The sequence below is a fragment of the Bacillus sp. OTU2372 genome (genome assembly GCF_038440275.1).
Taxonomy (GTDB): Bacteria; Bacillota; Bacilli; order Bacillales; family Cytobacillaceae; genus Neobacillus; species Neobacillus bataviensis_B.
The window spans coordinates 19,010-36,931 of the sequence record NZ_JASATK010000011.1 but is presented as its reverse complement, the minus strand read 5'-3'; the positions used below and the strand labels follow the sequence as shown (position 1 = coordinate 36,931).

Below are 17,922 nucleotides of genomic sequence, written 5' to 3'. Positions count from 1 at the left end.
ACCTTGCAGAGAATACAGCGATTTGTTCAGCATTTATCAAATCACCAGATTCTGGAGTCTATCCAGATCAAAGATTGGCGGGCAAGACGGGGCCTTTATACGGAACCGGTAAAATATGAATTTGAATCGGAGGAAACCTTTCTTATTAATGAAGGTGATTGGTTAATCAATGCAGGTTCCACCATGTTTCTGGAAAGGGAAGTATCGATCCCAGCTCACTGGCGGAACCGGCCATTTGGACTGACTTTTCTTTCCAGTGCAAAGGGCCGCCGAACCCTTCATGAGGGGTTGGTTTCATTAGATGGCATGCCCCATCACGGAATTGACCGGAACCGAGATTATGTTCCATTCCCGGAGAAGGCACGTGGGAAAGAAAAGATTAACATAAAAATAGAATTATATAACTATGCTGGCCAAACGCTCGATGAGTTAAATTATCAGAATGAACCAGCAGAATTTGATCCGCCGCCGCTAACCCTTTTGAAAGGAAGCCTTGATCTGCCGAATGCAGCTGTCCAAAGTCTGCTGGCCACCGTGAAGTGCTATTATGAGACCGCGAAATTGCTGCCTGAAAGTGACATGGGACGATACAAAATCATCGAGGTTTTGACAGAGGTTGAAAAAAAGATACTGTCTGAAACAATAGAAGCACTAACGAATAATTCATGGGTGGCTGGCATTGAAGAAGAATTAAAGAATAATCTATCCGATTTGGCGGGGGGCGCCCAGGGCCAAATGTTAATGGTAGGTCAGTCTCATATTGATCTCGCCTGGCTCTGGCCGGTAAAGGAAGCGATTCGCAAGTGCAGCCGGACTTTTTCGACGATGAGTACCCTATTGGATGAGAATCCAAGCTTTACCTATGCACAGAGCCAGCCCCAAGCCTATGCCTTTGTAAAGGAGTATTACCCTGAAATCTATGAAAGGGTAAAAAAGCATATTGCCGAGGGGCGCTGGGAGGTCGTCGGGGGTATGTGGGTGGAGCCCGATTTAAATATGCCATCCGGTGAATCTTTAGTCCGTCAACTGTTATATGGGATGAAGTTTTACAAGGATGAATTCGGCGTGCAGCCAAGGATTGAGTGGCTCCCGGATACCTTCGGCTATTGTGCATCACTGCCGCAATTGTTAAAGGGTGCGGGAATCGACTATTTTATGACATCAAAAATGAATTGGAATGATACCAATCCATTTCCTTATGATCTGTTTTACTGGGAAGGGATCGATGGAACAAGGATTCTTTCCTTTTTGAATCATGGATTAAATGAATATACGCATCCTCAAGAAATCCAGAACCATTGGGATAGTTTTAAGCAAAAGAGTGCCCATCCAAAACAAATGCTTCTTTATGGACATGGGGATGGCGGCGGCGGTGTTACACAAGAAATGATTGATTATATTGATCGTTCAGCCTCCCTGCCTGGCCTGCCGGAAGTGGTAAACAGTACAGCGCATGAATTTTTCGATGGTATCCGCGAGACAGACCCGCCTTTGCCTGCATGGGTCGGGGATATGTATTTGGAGCTTCATCGGGGAACGTATACCACACATGCCCGGAATAAGAAATGGAATCGTAAAGCGGAGGTCCTTTACCGGGATGCCGAAATTTGGAGCAGTTTAGCTGTAAACCTTGCTGGAGCCAAGCTTTCTCCATCATTGGAAGAAGGCTGGAAGTTGCTTCTTCTCAATCAATTTCATGATATTATTCCGGGGTCGTCGATTCCGGAAGTATATGTGGATTCGGAGTCCGATTACAAGGGAATTTTTGCATACGGAGAAATGGCGAGACAGGATGCTTTGCATGCACTGGAAAAGCAAATTAACACCGAGGGCGACGGGGTGCCGGTCATCCTCTTTAATAGCTTGTCTTGGAGCAGGTCTGAAACTGTAAGAATTATTGGCGGTTCTGAATTGGCAGGAAAGGCAGCTGTAAATCAGGATGGTCAAGAACTTCCAACGGATGTTATTCAACGGGAAGATGGCCAATTCGAATTATCTGTTTACGTTCCTGCTATTCCGGAAATGGGCTATGCGGTCATATGGTTAAAAGATTTTGAGAAACACGTAATCAAAGAACAAGAGGAAATGACCCGCGAGTGGGAAACAGACTATTATCTGGTGGAATGGAATGAAAAGGGGGAAATTTCCCGCCTTTATGATAAAAAAGCGCAGCGTGAAGTCTTGCCTAGCGGGACTGCCGCCAATCAGTTCCAGCTATTCCATGACCGCCCGATGCTCTGGGATGCATGGGATATTGACCCCCAATTTGAAGACCAGCCGGCGGAAACGGTTGTCCTTCTTGAGCAAGGCATCCGAAAAGGGGAGACGAAGGATGTCATTCGGTTTAAATGGCAGCTGGCCCAATCAACCATCGAACAAGATATGGTTTTATACCACTACAGTGAACGAATCGATTTCCAAACGAAAGTCGATTGGCAGGAGCAACACAAATTATTAAAGGTTGGCTTCCCGGTCGATGTGGTGAGTAACAAAGCCACGTTTGAAATTCCGTTCGGATCGGTGGAAAGAGCCACACATACCAATACGAGTTGGGAGCAAGCACAGTTTGAAGTATGCGGACACCGCTTTGCCGACCTCTCTGAAGCCGGGTATGGCGTCAGTTTGTTGAATGATTGCAAATACGGATATGATGTGAAACAAAATGTGATGCGCTTATCATTGCTGCGGGCATCTAAATGGCCTGACAAGGGGGCAGACCAAGGACATCATGAATTTACCTACTCCCTTTTCCCGCATGAAGGCGGCTGGAGAGAGGCTGAAGTGGTCAAGCGGGGGTATGAGTTGAATCACCCAGCCGTTGTTTACCTTACTTCTGCTCATCAGGGAAGTCTACCAAGTTCGCATTCTTTTATAAAGACAGAGTCCAAACAGGTCATCCTTGATACGGTTAAGCAGTCGGAGGATGGAACGGGGCTCACACTGAGAATGTATGAATCTAGCGGCGGCAGAGAGAACATTCGCTTATCTTTGGCGGGGCAGGTTCATTCCGCGCATGAAACGAATCTGTTGGAAGAAAGACAAGCGGACATTTCCGTGCAAGGGAACAAGCTATCATCATCACTTAAGCCATTTGAAGTAAAAACGATTTTATTAAGCTTGTAGAATCAAAAAAACTACATGAGTCAGGTGGAAAAATGGTACATTCCAATACTGCAAACGAAACGATATTTGATCGAGTAGAAACTTTATTGGCCAACATGACCTTAAAGGAAAAGGTAGGCCAGGTTAACCAGAAGCTGTATGGCTGGGAAGTTTACAGGAAAACAGATACCGGGTACGAGCTAACGGAAAAGTTTAAAGAGCATGTCGAGCGATGGGATGGAATTGGAGTCCTCTATGGGCTATTCCGTTCTGACCCTTGGTCAGCCGTCAATTTTGAAAATGGGATCACGGAGGACGTCAGTGCTGAAGTGGCCAATATGATTCAACAATATGTAAAGGAACATACAAGATTGGGAATTCCCATCCTTCTTTCGGAAGAATGCTCCCACGGTCATCAAGGATTAGATAGTATGATTACGCCGGTCAATTTGGGAATCGGTGCGACATGGAATCCCGAATTGCATGAAAAACTGATGGCAGCTGTTGCAGAAGAAGTCAGGGAAAAGGGTGCCCATTTGGCCCTCGTATCGACCCTGGATATCCTGCGTGATCCAAGATGGGGAAGATCAGAGGAGTGTTTTAGTGAGGATCCCTACCTCGCTTCCCGGTTAACGGAGGCTGTTTTAAAAGGGATGCAGGGTGAACCAAGTGACTTCATTCCAGAGAGGAAAATGGCCGCCGTATTAAAACATTTTGCGGCCCAGGGAAACGGAATAGGAGGTAAGAATGCTGCTCCGGCTTCTATCGGCGAAAGAGAGTTAAGGGAAATTCATCTTCCGCCAATGATCGCTGCCATTCAATCAGGAGCGCTTGCCTGTATGGCAGCCTACAATGAAATTGACGGAATTCCGTGCCATGCCAATGACTATCTCCTCAATCATATTTTGCGGGAGGAATTCGGATTTAAGGGAGCGGTGATGGCCGATGGCTGTGCGCTCGACAATTTGGTCGCTTTAACCCAAAGCCGGGAAAGAGCAGCGGCTTTGGCCCTTGAAAACGGAGTAGATATCAGCCTTTGGGACGATGTGTATACCACTTTGGAAACAGCGGTCGAAACGGGACTTGTCAGTGAAGAAAAGCTTAATGATGCAGTAAGAAGGGTTTTAACGCTTAAATTCAAAATGGGATTGTTTGATCAGCCTTTTGTGGAAGCTAAACTGCGGCAAAATAAAGAACAGGCCGGGAAAATCAATCTCGAATCAGCCCGGCAGTCGATTGTGTTGTTGAAAAATGAGGGAATCCTGCCGCTCAAAAAGGATGTAAAAAAAGTAGCGGTGATTGGTCCTAATGCAGATGTCATCTATAATCAGCTGGGCGATTATACACCGTTCCAACGGGAAGGCCGAGTCATCACGGTCCTGAAAGGGATTGCTTCATTGGCCGAAGAGGCGGAGGTTGTTTATGAAAAGGGCTGTGGCGTTCGCTCCGGTGATCTGGAAGGACTGGAGAAGGCGGTTCGTCTCGCGAGCGGTTCAGATGTGGCCATCGTTGTTTTAGGCGGTTCAAGTGCAAGGAACTTTGATGCCCAATTTGACCTGAACGGAGCCGTCGTCAATACAACTGGAGAAGAAGAAATGGATTGCGGAGAAAATGTGGATGTCGCCAATTTGGAGTTGGGTGGCCTTCAGCTCCAGCTGCTGCAAAGAGTGATGGAAACAGGAACACCGGTTGTAGTTGTGCTAATTCAGGGCAGACCACATGCGATTCCATGGATTGCGGAGCATGCCCCTGTACTTTTAAGCGCATGGTACCCAGGACAAATGGGGGGTCAGGCCATAGCGGAGGTGTTATTTGGAGAGGTAAATCCTAGTGGACGATTGCCCGTTTCCATCCCAAGGTCTTCCATGCAGATGCCTGTTTTTTATAATTACAAGGGCGGGGCCTACAAGAAGGACTATTTCGATATGTCCGGAAATGCTTTGTATCCGTTTGGCTTTGGACTTTCTTATACCGAATTTAAGTATGAAAATCTTCGGGTCACAAGGAAAATCATAACAGCTGACCAATTGTCGGCTGGTGAAAAGTTCAGCATAATGGTGGACGTCACCAATAAAGGGGACCGTGATGGTTACGATGTGATTCAGCTCTATCTAAAAGGAAAGGGCTCAAGTATAACCAGAAGGGTTAAGGAATTAAAAGGTTTTAAGAAGGTATGGCTTACAGCTGGGGAAACAAAAGAAGTGACGCTCGAGCTCGGGGAGGAGGAATTACAAGTATTCAGCAGCCAAAATAACTATAAGCTGGAACAGGGATGGTTTGAAATTGAAGTCGGAAGCCCTGTCGACTTCTTAAGCGATGTCTTGGCTATCGGCTAAATCATTTGGAAAAATGCCAGCAGTTTCTTACAAGAGGAGTAACTTAGTACTGTTTAGTCCTCTGAACTTTGGTTATGAAAATTTTTAGGTTTCATAAGGAGGTATTTTGGTTGCAGCCATTATTTTTAAAGCCTGTTTTTAAAGAGAGAATTTGGGGAGGAGCTGCGTTAAAACAAGAATTTGGATATAACATCCCGTCTGAAAACACGGGAGAATGTTGGGCCATTTCTGCTCACCCGAATGGTCCTTCAGTCATCGAAAATGGACTGTATACCGGCACAACCCTGGACAATCTTTGGCGGGAGCATCCTGAACTTTTTGGGAATCCAAAGGAGGAAGTTTTTCCGCTGTTAACAAAAATTTTGGATGCCGATATGGATTTATCTGTACAGGTTCATCCCGATGATGCCTATGCGCAGGTAAATGAAAATGGCGAGCTTGGCAAAACGGAATGCTGGTATATTATCGACTGTAAAGAAGATGCAGACATGATTTTTGGTCATAACGCCAAGACAAGGGAAGAATTAATGGAACAAATTAACGAGGGGAAATGGAATGAACTTCTGCGCCGCGTGAAAATTAAGCCGGGTGACTTTTTCTTTGTTCCAAGCGGAACTATTCATGCCTTATGCGAAGGAACACTTGTGTTGGAAACACAACAAAGCTCGGACACCACATATCGTGTGTATGACTATGACCGCAAGGACTCAGCTGGAAATTTACGTGAGATCCATTTAGAAAAGGCCATTGATGTAACGACTGTACCGCACCGAGATGGTGGAGTTGTTCTTAGAGCTGAGGAGCGGGAGAATGTTAAGATTACTACTTTTGTAGAGTCAGGGTTTTTCTCGGTTTATAAATGGGAAGTGCATGGAGCTGCCTTGTTTTCTTTTGATGATCACTATTTACTTCTTAGTGTTATAAACGGAGAAGGTTCACTTTTACATAACGGAGAGGTATATGGTTTGATGAAAGGTACGCATCTTATTGTCCCTGTTGGATTTGGTGAATTTGAAATTTCCGGTAAGTGTGAGTTGATTGTATCACATAAGTAGACCCAAGTATGGTTAAAGGAAAAACTCTAAGGGGCAAAATCAAAAGGAAAATAAAGAAGATGATTTCAAAACAAAATAATGTTTTACTAAAGGGTTTCCAAGTGTATACAAATGGAACAATAATCGACAATGGCTATATTAAAATAAAAAATCAAAAGGTAGTTGAGGTAGGTAAAACGGAAGAGCGTACTATTGAAGAAGCAATTGATCTAGTTGAATTTCCTTCAAATTTTAAAGCAATTCCCGGATTTATTGATGTTCATACCCATGGGGTAAATGGTGTCGATACCATGGATGGAACAAAAGAAGCCTTAGAAATAATGACTGAAGCCTTGCCAAAAGAAGGGACAACCAGTTTTTTGGTAACGACGATGACACAAGAGCGGGAGTCGATTGAAAAAGCATTAATAAATGCGGGGGAATTCATCACAAAGCAACGATCCCATGGGAAAGCGGAAATACTCGGAATCCATCTTGAAGGTCCCTTTGTAAACTCCAAAATGGCCGGAGCACAACCAATTCAATATATTATCGACCCTGATTTATCTCTGTTTAAAAAGTGGCAGGTACTGTCAAATGGAAATATTAAGCTTGTTACATTGGCCCCTGAACGGCCTGGCGGGTTAGAGTTGATTCGATATTTAAAAGAAAACGGAATCATCGCTTCCATTGGCCATACAGATGCCACATATGCAGATGTAAACGAGGCTATTGTAGCAGGGGCAAGTCACGTAACCCATCTTTACAACCAAATGAGGGGGCTTCATCACCGGGAACCAGGTGTAGTGGGGACAGCATTTTTACGAGATGAATTGAAAGCTGAAATCATTGTAGACGGTTTGCATGTCTGCCCTGAAATGGTTCAGCTTGCCTTCAAACAAAAACGAAGTGAGGGATTACTTTTAATTACAGATTCCATGCGGGCAAAATGCATGAAAAATGGAAAGTATGATCTCGGCGGCCAAGAAGTTTTCGTAACTAATGGAAAGGCTGTGCTTGAAAATGGAACACTTGCCGGAAGTACCTTAAAAATGGGGTGTGCTGTAAAAAATATGTTAACTTTTACAGAATGCACACTTAATGAGGCTATTGAAATGGCTTCAGTAAACCCTGCAAAGGAGTTAAAGATTTATGATTGTAAAGGCAGTATTGCCCAAGGAAAAGATGCGGACATTGTTATTCTTGATGATCATTTAGAGGTTTTTATGACATTTTGCCGAGGAGCTCTTGCGTTTAAGAAGTAGACTGTGGACCATGGATCATGGGACGTTCTGCCTCAGATTGTTGGCTAAACCTCATCTCATCAGAAGCCATGAGAACTGTCCTTGTGATCATGCAAGAACCCGTCTTAAAACTGCATTTCTATATTCTATTTAAATCTCTTGAATAGGCTTTTAACTTAAAGAGTACATTTTCTACAAATCTATAATCGTCTGCAGTATAAGAGACAATAGAATAGATATCAAATTTTGAAGAATAGAAAGGATACCTTAAGTTATTATGCAACTTTCGATAGTCAATATCACCTAATTTAGATACAATCTCTTCATTCCTTTCTCTTAAAGGGTATGGTCCGAAGCAGAAGAACCGTCCCCGCGCTTCCAAAAAGGCCGGGTTTAAGAGAACCCAGCCTTGCTGTTATTATGCTAATTCATAGTCAGTTACATTGCGGTCGATGACTCTGGCGCCTTTGGCAGAGGCAAGCTTACCGCTGCCTGTAGTAAATACGTTAGCTGCAATAATCTGGGCCATGGAGAGTTTTACCACTGCTTCGTCTACTGGCTCCTTTGGATTGTCTACTGTGATTTTCGCAGTTTTTCCAAACTCGGTGTCAAATTGCAATTCTAATGTTTTAGCCATTTCTTTTCACCTCCCATCATTGGATTTTTATTGACCATTACCCGATAATCTCCGAGCTGTCATTACGTTCCACTTTGTTTAAGTCGCCATTGCATAAGACGGAGATTGCTTGAGCTGCTTGGAACAGCTGGTCAGCTGTTGCTGCTTTTGTTACATTGCTAAACGTTTTAGACTTCAAAATGGGATTTCCTTCGTTATCGATGCCCGATTGAAATACCAACCGAAGCTTTGTTGTTTCTAGTAATCCTTGTGCCATTTTCGATCACCTCCTTCCATATTGGAAGTGGCTATACGCTGGGATGTACCTCCACTTCACAAACGAATGTTGTCAGCATCTTGAAATGGTTGGATCCTAAAAAAGAATCCAGTTATCATTCAAACTCCGATTCAGGAGCTAAACAAATACTGATTCTCCAGAGAGAAATTTTTAATGGGTATACTTACGAGTGTAAAACTTTAATAAGTAAGTAAAATCACTGATTCATTCACACACTTTTTTTCACTCTATTCAGGGAAATCAAATTAAGATTTGTCCTTCATATCCGATGAAGGACATTTTTCTTGTTTCAAAGAAAGATCCTCAACTTCTTTTAATTCAAAATAAATACAATCCATCACTGGTTTTCCGCCTCTATTCAGGTTATTTTCCCCCGGTTTTTAATCGCAAGTTCTCTCGTTTCAGGATTGTAACGAATCAGCTTGTAATGCTCGATGAATCTTGTCATTAACGAATTTACAGTCTCAATGGAATAGCCCAAATCAAAAGCCATCTGTTTTTTGTAATTCGATAGATGCCGATTTGAGTTGTATTCGGTTTGGTAAGAAGATAAAGGTAAAAGTATTTATCCTCTGGAGTAAACCCTTCTATAACAATCGGATTCTCCTAAAAATCTGTATGTATAATTCTATATGTTGCCATCTTCAACCACTGCCTTTCTCTGAAAGATGGAAGCATGGGGACAGTTCGAATGCTTCATTTTACTGATTACTATTCTCCAGCTTTATTACGGCTACATTCGCTCTGGAAGATTTGTATGGATTGGACCACCAGACCTAACTTCGACTCAATCCGATAAAGCAGATAAAGGGTCACCACGATAGGGAATCCTACTTCGCTAATGAGTGGTATGGTTTGTTACACGAGTCTTCACTCCTTTCTCTAAAGGGTATGATTCCGAAGCGAAAGAACCGTCCCCGCGCTTCCTGACTGGTTTTAAATTCATTGGTGAAAAGATTAATGAATTTGAACAAACGGGTCAGCATACATTCTTATTTAGATATGAAGAAAGCTATGGATATCTGATTGGTGATTTTGTCCGTGATAAAGATTTAGTCCTCCATTTTTGCTGCCGAAGTTGCCGCCTATTATAAATCTAAAGGCATGACCATGTATGAAGGTCTTTTAGCTATTTTTGAAAAGTTTGGTTTTTATCAGGAATCACTATAGTCGATTACCTTAAAGGGGAAAGATGGAGCGGAACAGAAAGCAGGGTTAATGAATACATTTAGGAATGAGAGCCTATGCGCGGGGTAGCAGGAATTGAAGTAGAAGCAGTGGAAGACTATGCAATTTCAATAAGAGTAGCAGTTGGTGTGGAAAGTCACATTCAATTGCCGTCATCTAATGTGTTGAAATATTATTTAGCACATGGTTCATGGTTTTGCCTGCATCCGTCAGGAACAGAGCCTAAGGAGAAATTTTACTTTGGTGTAAAAGGACATACGGTTGGACAATGACAAGAGAGGTTAGCTTTAATCCAAACGGCTGTGTTAAGAAAGGTGTATAAGCAGCAAAAGTATAATCTTATTTTAAGAGAGCCGTATTTTTAAAAAAAGATAGACTAGAATTAATTAATCTTAGAAAGGAATTCAAAGATGAAAGGAATAATATTAGCTGGTGGAAGTGGGACTCGATTGTACCCTTTAACAATGGTAACAAGTAAACAATTATTACCGATTTATGATAAACCAATGATATTTTATCCACTATCAACTTTAATGCTAGCGGGAATTCGTGAGATATTAATAATTTCAACTCCAGAAGATACCCCACGCTTTGAGGCTTTGTTAGGCGATGGATCTCAGTTTGGTATTAACCTTAAATATAAAGTTCAGTTAAGTCCGAATGGCTTAGCCCAGGCTTTTTTAATTGGTGAAGACTTTATTGGTGAAGATTCAGTTGCCATGATTTTAGGTGATAATATTTACTATGGAAGTGGTATGCGGAAAATGCTTCAACGAGCAGCACAAAAAGAATCAGGGGCAACTGTTTTTGGGTATCATGTTCAAAATCCCGAACGTTTTGGTGTGGTTGAATTTGATGAGGATGGAAAAGTCTTAAGCATAGATGAAAAACCAGCTCTGCCAAAGTCTAATTATGCTGTTACCGGACTATATTTCTATGATAAACGGATTGTGGACATCGCAAAAAATGTTAAACCATCCTCTCGTGGGGAACTGGAAATTACCTCAGTAAATCAAGCATACTTACGTATGGGTGAACTTGATGTCGAACTCCTTGGACGAGGATTTACCTGGTTAGATACAGGTACGCACCAAAGTTTAGTAGAGGCAACAAATTTTGTTAAAACAATTGAGGAGCATCAAGGAATAAAGATTGCTGCTCTTGAGGAAATAGCCTTTATTAATGGTTGGATTGGAAGAGAACAATTATTTGAATCGGGAAAAAAGTTTTCTAAAACAGGATATGGTCAATATTTGCTAAAGGTAGCAAACGGAAATATAAAGTACTAAAAACGGGGTGTTTCTGTGAATATAGTTGAAACCCTCTTGCCAGGTGTGAAAATAATTGAACCAAAGGTATTTGGCGACCACCGTGGCTGGTTTATGGAGACGTATAATGAAGAAATTCTAAAAGAAGCTGGGGTAGATATTAGGTTTGTACAAGATAATCAATCTTTTTCCGCCGCTAAAGGGACGTTAAGGGGGTTACACTATCAATTAAGCCCTAAAGCACAGACAAAGCTTGTAAGATGCACTAGAGGGTCTATCTTTGATGTGGCCATTGATATCCGTAAAGGAAGCCCAACTTTTGGAAGATGGTTTGGAATAGAGTTAACTGCAGAAAATAAGAAGCAATTATTGATTCCAAAAGGTTTTGCTCATGGTTTTATGACTTTAACTGATGATGTTGAAGTTCAATATAAAGTGGATGAATTGTATGCCACTGAATATGATCGTGGTATTATCTGGAGCGACCCTGCTATTGGAATTGAATGGCCAATGGATATCACACCAGTTCTTTCGGCAAAAGATGAAAAGGCACCACTCCTATCGGATGCTGATAATAACTTTAGTTATGGGGAATAATTTATGAAAATATTAGTAACAGGTGTGACAGGTCAGTTAGGATATGATGTTGTTCATGAAGGGATAAATCACGGACTTAACATGATCGGTATCAGTTCAAAGGATTTAAACATTACGGATGAACAGTCTGTTTATCAGTTTGTAAAGGAAATAAAACCTGATGCTATCATTCATTGTGCAGCTTATACTGCTGTTGATAAGGCTGAGGATGATCAAGAAAGTTGCTGGGATGTAAATGTGAATGGCACAAAGTATCTAGCTGCTGCCGCAAAAGATATAAATGCAAAATTTATGTTTATTAGTACCGATTATGTTTTTGATGGTAAGGGAGACGCTCCTTTTGTGGAAACCGATACACTAAATCCAATAGGTTATTATGGAAATACAAAATATGAAGCTGAAAAGGTAGTACAATCTCTATTATCAAACTGGTTTATCGTTCGGATTTCTTGGGTTTTTGGATTGAATGGAAATAATTTTGTTAAAACCATGTTAAGGTTAGCCGAAACTCGTAATAAGCTTAAGGTAGTGGGGGATCAGATTGGCTCACCTACAAATACCTTTGATTTAGCCAAATTATTAATAGATATGATACAAACGAACAAATATGGCATTTACCATGCAACTAATGAAGGTTTTTGCAGCCGGGCGGAGTTTGCAAAGGAAATCTTCCAAATAGAAAACCAGTCAGTAAATGTAATATCAATAGCAAGTGAAGAATATCCAACAAGTGCTGTTCGTCCAAAAAACTCACGGATGTCAAAACAGAAATTAATAGATACTGGATTTGCTCCATTACCACCTTGGCAGGAATCCTTAAAACGATATTTAAATGCATTGAAACATGTGGCGAAAATGAATAAGAAAAAGATTCTTGTAACCGGTGGGGCAGGATTCATCGGGGGAAACTTTGTTCAATATATGGTAAACAAGTATCCACAATACGACATTTATAATTTAGATTTACTGACGTATGCTGGGGATTTAACTAAGCACCGTGAAATAGAAAAGAAAGATAATTATCATTTTGTTAGGGCAGACATATCTGATCGTGATGCAATTATATCGCTATTTGAAAAAGAGAAGTTTGATTATGTAGCCCACTTTGCTGCTGAAAGTCACGTGGATCGTTCAATAACAGAACCAGAAATATTTGTTAAGACAAATGTATTGGGAACGCAGGTTTTACTTGATGCTTCGAGAAAGATTGGTGTTGCCAAATTTGTTCATGTTTCAACTGATGAAGTATATGGAGAACTGGATTTTGATTCAACCACATTTTTTACAGAGGAAACTCCATTGCAACCAAATAGTCCTTACAGTGCGAGTAAAGCTTCTTCAGACTTCTTAGTACGAGCTTATCATGAAACTTACGGCCTTCCAGTTAATATTACCCGTTGTTCCAATAACTATGGACCTTTTCATTTTCCAGAAAAGTTGGTTCCATTAACTATATCCCGTGTATTAAATGACGAAAGGGTACCGGTATATGGAGACGGAAAGAATATTCGTGATTGGCTACACGTCCTTGACCATTGTGCAGCAATCGATCTTGTCTTACACGAAGGTATAACTGGTGAGGTTTATAATGTCGGTGGACACAATGAACGAACTAATTTAGAAGTGGTTAAAACCATTATTAATACCCTAGGAAGATCAGAAAATCTTATTGAATTCGTTGCTGATCGGTTGGGTCATGATAAGCGCTATGCAATAGATCCTACGAAATTGAAGAAGCTGGGTTGGAAACCGACCTATACATTTGAAATAGGAATTGCTCAAACCATTCAGTGGTATAAGGATAATACGTGGTGGTGGGAGCAAATTATTAGTGGAGAATATCAGAACTACTTTAATAAGCAGTATAGACTAAAATGAAGATACTAATTTCCTGCTTGGAAGCGTGGGGACGGTTCGCGTGCTCCTTTTTACTGATTGCTCTTGCCTAATTTATTACGGCTTCATTCGTTCGGGCAGATTTTGTATCGATTGAACCACTAAATCTAACTTCGACTTAATCCGGTAAAGCAGATAAAGGGTCACCACGATGGGGAATCCTACTTCGCTAATGAAGTTCCGGCATCAATCGCCATTAAGTACTGTTCCATGCTATTCACTCAGTATCAACTACCTAATCTCATGTTGTGAAGTAAAGCTTCTACTTTTGAGTAGGAGCTTTGCTTCATAGATGGTGCCTGTTGAAGTAGCAGTAAATTGTTATGACGCCTCTTTCTCCAAAAACGACAATAAAAAAGACGACAAAATATTGTCGCCTCTAACATTGTCTTTCGATATCTTTTAATTCTTGAAGAAAGTCTTCTCGTACCCAATAATAGGTTTTGGATTGTTTAAATGCGTTAATGCATTCTTTTAACTGTTTATTCTCTTCCATGGAGGTTGCCAATGTTTCTGACGACAAGTTATTAGGAACTCTGTTCAGTAATCTTTTTAAATTTTCATGTGTTACCGGATCTAGTTTGGAAAAAGTAACTTCTAAAGCAATTTCCATGAATGTCTTAAACCTACAGGGGCTTGGAATGACTAAACATGTCTGCATTGAAATATCCTCCTCCTAATTCTTTGTTCTAGCATAACAGGAAGTGGACAAGAAGTTTGTTCTTTTATGGTAAAAAACATAAATAATTTTGTCGTATGGGGACGGTTCTCATGCTTCCTTTTACCGATTGAACATTCATAGAGGGTCAACAATGGGGAATCCTGCTTCGCTAAAGAGTGGTATGATTTGTCCACGAGTCTTTGCTTCTTTCACCTAAAGGTATGGTTCCGAAGCAGAAGAACCGTCCCCACGCTTCCATGGGAGAAAATCTCTCCTTGGCTTTTTCTATTTGTGGGGGCAAAAGAAGAAGCTGGTTAGAAATAAAAAAACATTTAATAGAATACAAAATGTAAAGCAAATTTCTAGATAATTAAACAAAATGTCAATTGAGTATAAGGACAATAACTTTATACAATAGATGAAAGGAAAAGGAGAGTATAGTAATCATCCGTTGTGCGCGTGTAAAAATCTGAATATTGAGAGTAATTAGAAATTGGAGGGAATAAATATGTCTACTAGTTTACCAATTAAAATTCCGAAAGAGCAAGTTATCTTAAAATTTTCGCCATCTAATCCGCCTGTACAGGTAATCAAAAGCGATTCAACCATTATATTCGAAACTTGTGACTGTTTTAGTAATCTCATCCAAAAGGAGGACCAGCTGTTCAGTTCTGTTGGATGGGATAAGATTAATCCTGCCACTGGCCCTTTGTTTGTGGAAGGGGCGGAGCCGGGTGATGTATTAAAAGTGGAAATTTTAAAAATCAAAATTGCTGATCAGGGTGTTATGACTGCTGCCCCTAAATTCGGCGTATTTGGTGATTTATTGGAAGAGGAAAAAACAAAGGTGTTTCGAATTGAAAATGGGAAAGTGCTGTTTAATGAACGAATTCAAATACCAGTTAGGCCGATGATCGGTGTAATTGGAACATCGCCAGCCAATGAAGAGATCCCTACTGGTACGCCAGGTCAGCATGGTGGAAATATGGATTGTAAAAGGATTGTTGAAGGAGCGACTCTTTATTTACCAGTTCATGTTCCAGGTGCTCTTTTGTCTATGGGAGACCTGCACGCAGTTATGGGGGACGGGGAGGTCCTAATTTGTGGACTTGAAATTCCCGGGGAAGTGACCATACGAGTCAGCGTGATTAAGGATAAGATCCTTCCATTACCGATGTTAAGAGAAGGGGACCATCTCATGACGATTGTTTCAGCCGAGACCGTAGACTTAGCTGCTAAGCAGGCAACTATTCAAATGCATGACTTTCTAACGAATGAATTGGGAATGGAATTCAATGAAGCGGCTATGCTGCTCAGCCTTGTGGGTGACCTGAGGATTTGCCAAGTTGTGGATCCGTTAATGACCGTACGAATGGAACTGCCTTTATCAGTATTAGAAAACTATCATTATAAACTTATTTAAAGGAGTGTCGTAGATGTCTGAAACACATAAATCGAAAGAATTAACGAGATCCCTTTCTTTCTTTGGTAACATTTCCATTTCTGTCAGTGATATTAGTCCAACAACAGGTGTTTTCTTAATGTTTCCTTCCGTATTACTAACAGCTGGAACAGGGTCGTTTCTATCTTTCCTTGTAGCAGCCATGATTGCTTTATGTGTGGCTTTATGTATGGGAGAATTGGGAGCATTATACCCCGGAGCTGGTGGATTATACAGTATCGTTTACCGTGTGTTAGGACGTCCGATAGGCTTTCTTGCTCTTTTAAATTATCTTATCCAAGGAATTTTCCTTCCTGCCACGATAGCCTTTGGGGCAGCTGACTATTTAGTTAAAATTTTTCCAAGCTGGACTGAGAATTGGACGGCTTTTGGCGTAATGGTTGCTTGTACTATTGTTACTATTCTATCAATGAAATGGAATGCGAAGTTTGTTGAGGCTTTTCTAATACTAGAATTGGTTGTTGTCGGAGTCATCGCCATTGCTGCTAGTTTTCATTTTAATCAGGGAATTGATAGTCTTTTACATCCAGTAGCCCTGACTGCTGATCAAACATCGACGACCCCTGTATCATGGTCAACTCTCTTTGCAGCTGTGACTGTTGCTCTTTTTTCCTATAACGGATACGATAGTTCGATAAATTTCTCGGAAGAAACGGATCAGAAAGCAAATATCGGTAAGACACTGTTTACTTCTGCCTTTATTGGGGTCATGGCACAAATTATTCCATTGTTTTGTATCCTGCTGTCCGTTCCTGATGTTAAGGCTTTTCTTTCCTCATCGTCTCCAATTAATCTCATTGGCGAAATGTATATGGGTAAAAGTGCTACACTGTTCTTAAATATAGGCGCGGCCATTGCGATGATTAACTGTGTTCTTGCCGTTATTCTTCAGTTTTCCAGGGTATATTATAGTGCTGGCCGTGATAAGGCGTTTCCTGAAAAAATTAATAAATTTCTTACAACGATTCACCCAAAATTTAAAACCCCTTGGTTAGCGACCATATTCATGGGTGTGTTGGGGGCAATATCTTGTTTTAACTCGAACTTGGTAAGTATGGTTACGTTTACTTCCGTTACCATTGTTTTGCTATACGCTACGATTGCTGTGTGCGTGATTATTAGCCGGGTACGGGATAAGCAGCTTTATCGTCCGTTTAAATCACCATTATATCCTGTTATACCCATCATTGCTATTATAGGGTCGATTGCCGCCCTGTCACAACAAGCGGGTAAAGATCTTATTACAAGTGCCATCGCATTTTCCATTGCCCTTTTATATTATTATTTGTATCTAAAACCTCGCAGCCAGACTCACTGGGTGTTAAATGGACAGGTACCAACCCCTGGTTCAGAAAAAATTGAATACACAAAGGAGCAACTCGATGCCTAAAATTCTATTAGCTCAAGCGAAGCCGCGCTTACTAGATAAACGAAGTAACTTGGAAACGATGGAAAGGTTTATAAAAAGTGCTTACAAGCAAGAGGCAGACCTTGTTCTGTTTCCTGAACTGTTTTTAACCGGCTACTTTACTAGAGAGTACACAAGTGAAATGGCTGAAGACCTGAATGGCCCATCTATTCAGCAGATAAGAAACATGGCCAAACAATATAGAATCAAAGTAGTATTTGGTTTCCCAGAAAAGAAAGAGAACCGGCTTTATAATTCTGCCTGTTTCATTGATGAAAAAGGTGAAATACTGGGTTCTTACCAGAAGGTGCATCTGTGGGATGAAGAGCCAAAGTATTTTGAAGCCGGAACATCTTTTCCGGTTTGGGATACGAATATAGGGAAAATTGGTATCATGATTTGTTATGATACAGAATTTCCCGAATCAGCACGCACACTTGCGGTGAAGGGAGCAGAAATCATTCTTGCTCCAACGGCCAATATGGCACCATTCCAACATGTTCAACAGCTTTATATCCAGACAAGGGCTGCAGAAAATCAAATTTTTGTTGCTACAACCAATCAGATTGGAGTAGAAGAATCTACATTATTCTTTGGAGAAAGTGCAGCAGCGGATCCGAATGGGCAGCTTCTCGTAAAAGCAGGCGACCAAGAACAAGAATTATTGGTAGGTATGGACTTGAATTTGGTGAAGGAATCTAGAAAATTTCCATTCTATTTAAAGGATCGACGTCCACAACATTATTCCATCAGCAAGGAAATGGAAAGTATTGAAATAAACTAATTGCTGTAAGCCAGAGTGCCAAGAATTT

General features: G+C 41.1%; 14 protein-coding genes and 4 pseudogenes. 12 read left to right on the top strand and 6 right to left on the bottom strand.

The features are described from left to right. The first annotated feature begins 3 nt into the window (after positions 1-3). The 4 genes from AAHB15_RS17585 (at position 4) to nagA (ending at position 7,737) form a co-directional block, all read left to right on the top strand. Positions 4-3,123 (top strand): alpha-mannosidase, encoded by a 3,120-nt coding sequence (locus AAHB15_RS17585; protein WP_446715883.1) that lies wholly within the window; start codon positions 4-6, stop codon positions 3,121-3,123. A 32-nt stretch (positions 3,124-3,155) separates the two neighbouring features. Then, a complete protein-coding gene (locus AAHB15_RS17580; RefSeq protein ID WP_342042946.1) occupies positions 3,156-5,438 on the top strand; it encodes a glycoside hydrolase family 3 N-terminal domain-containing protein in 2,283 nt (760 codons plus the stop codon). Positions 5,439-5,548: 110 nt separating this feature from the next. Next, positions 5,549-6,493 carry a mannose-6-phosphate isomerase, class I gene (gene manA / locus AAHB15_RS17575; RefSeq protein ID WP_342042945.1) on the top strand — a complete coding sequence of 315 codons (945 nt, stop codon included), beginning with the start codon at positions 5,549-5,551 and terminating at the stop codon, positions 6,491-6,493. 59 nt (positions 6,494-6,552) lie between these two features. Continuing rightward, complete coding sequence (gene nagA, locus AAHB15_RS17570) at positions 6,553-7,737, top strand: N-acetylglucosamine-6-phosphate deacetylase (protein ID WP_342042944.1); 1,185 nt, start codon at positions 6,553-6,555, stop codon at positions 7,735-7,737. Between the two features lie 397 nt (positions 7,738-8,134). Here the strand turns inward: nagA and AAHB15_RS17565 are convergent, their stop codons facing one another. The 4 genes and pseudogenes from AAHB15_RS17565 to AAHB15_RS17550 form a co-directional block, all read right to left on the bottom strand. After that, complete coding sequence (locus AAHB15_RS17565) at positions 8,135-8,353, bottom strand: DUF2922 domain-containing protein (protein ID WP_335574645.1); 219 nt, start codon at positions 8,351-8,353, stop codon at positions 8,135-8,137. Between the two features lie 37 nt (positions 8,354-8,390). After that, positions 8,391-8,609 carry a DUF1659 domain-containing protein gene (locus AAHB15_RS17560; RefSeq protein WP_098532575.1) on the bottom strand — a complete coding sequence of 73 codons (219 nt, stop codon included), beginning with the start codon at positions 8,607-8,609 and terminating at the stop codon, positions 8,391-8,393. Positions 8,610-8,920: 311 nt separating this feature from the next. After that, positions 8,921-9,227 (bottom strand): annotated as a pseudogene (locus AAHB15_RS17555) (DNA replication protein DnaD); the annotation flags it as partial. 136 nt (positions 9,228-9,363) lie between these two features. Further along, positions 9,364-9,482: pseudogene (locus AAHB15_RS17550) on the bottom strand (YvrJ family protein). Positions 9,483-9,556: 74 nt separating this feature from the next. Between AAHB15_RS17550 and AAHB15_RS17545 the strand changes: the two are divergent. The 5 genes and pseudogenes from AAHB15_RS17545 to rfbB all read left to right on the top strand — a co-directional run. Next, positions 9,557-10,090 (top strand): annotated as a pseudogene (locus AAHB15_RS17545) (phospho-sugar mutase); the annotation flags it as partial. 138 nt (positions 10,091-10,228) lie between these two features. Continuing rightward, complete coding sequence (gene rfbA, locus AAHB15_RS17540; protein WP_335574644.1) at positions 10,229-11,107, top strand: glucose-1-phosphate thymidylyltransferase RfbA; 879 nt, start codon at positions 10,229-10,231, stop codon at positions 11,105-11,107. A 15-nt stretch (positions 11,108-11,122) separates the two neighbouring features. After that, positions 11,123-11,683 (top strand): dTDP-4-dehydrorhamnose 3,5-epimerase, encoded by a 561-nt coding sequence (rfbC, locus tag AAHB15_RS17535; RefSeq protein ID WP_335574643.1) that lies wholly within the window; start codon positions 11,123-11,125, stop codon positions 11,681-11,683. 3 nt (positions 11,684-11,686) lie between these two features. Beyond that, a pseudogene (rfbD, locus tag AAHB15_RS17530) lies at positions 11,687-12,511 on the top strand (dTDP-4-dehydrorhamnose reductase); the annotation flags it as partial. A gap of 27 nt (positions 12,512-12,538) precedes the next feature. Then, positions 12,539-13,561, top strand: a complete 1,023-nt coding sequence (gene rfbB, locus AAHB15_RS17525) for a dTDP-glucose 4,6-dehydratase (protein ID WP_335574653.1) — start codon at positions 12,539-12,541, stop codon at positions 13,559-13,561. A gap of 75 nt (positions 13,562-13,636) precedes the next feature. Here the strand turns inward: rfbB and AAHB15_RS17520 are convergent, their stop codons facing one another. Further along, positions 13,637-13,753, bottom strand: coding sequence for a YvrJ family protein (locus AAHB15_RS17520; protein WP_335574652.1), 117 nt, complete (start codon positions 13,751-13,753; stop codon positions 13,637-13,639). A gap of 205 nt (positions 13,754-13,958) precedes the next feature. Further along, positions 13,959-14,240, bottom strand: a complete 282-nt coding sequence (locus AAHB15_RS17515) for a hypothetical protein (RefSeq protein WP_335574642.1) — start codon at positions 14,238-14,240, stop codon at positions 13,959-13,961. Between the two features lie 508 nt (positions 14,241-14,748). Between AAHB15_RS17515 and AAHB15_RS17510 the strand changes: the two genes are divergently transcribed. Genes AAHB15_RS17510 through AAHB15_RS17500 form a run of 3 tightly spaced genes read left to right on the top strand, consistent with a single transcriptional unit; the run spans position 14,749 to position 17,894 of the window. Next, complete coding sequence (locus AAHB15_RS17510) at positions 14,749-15,663, top strand: acetamidase/formamidase family protein (RefSeq protein ID WP_342042943.1); 915 nt, start codon at positions 14,749-14,751, stop codon at positions 15,661-15,663. Between the two features lie 13 nt (positions 15,664-15,676). Beyond that, entirely contained in the window at positions 15,677-17,092 is a 1,416-nt protein-coding gene (locus AAHB15_RS17505; protein WP_342042942.1) for an APC family permease, read from the top strand. Further along, a complete protein-coding gene (locus AAHB15_RS17500) occupies positions 17,085-17,894 on the top strand; it encodes a carbon-nitrogen hydrolase family protein (RefSeq protein WP_342042941.1) in 810 nt (269 codons plus the stop codon). The genes AAHB15_RS17505 and AAHB15_RS17500 overlap by 8 nt, the downstream gene beginning before the upstream one ends. Positions 17,895-17,922: the final 28 nt, after the last annotated feature.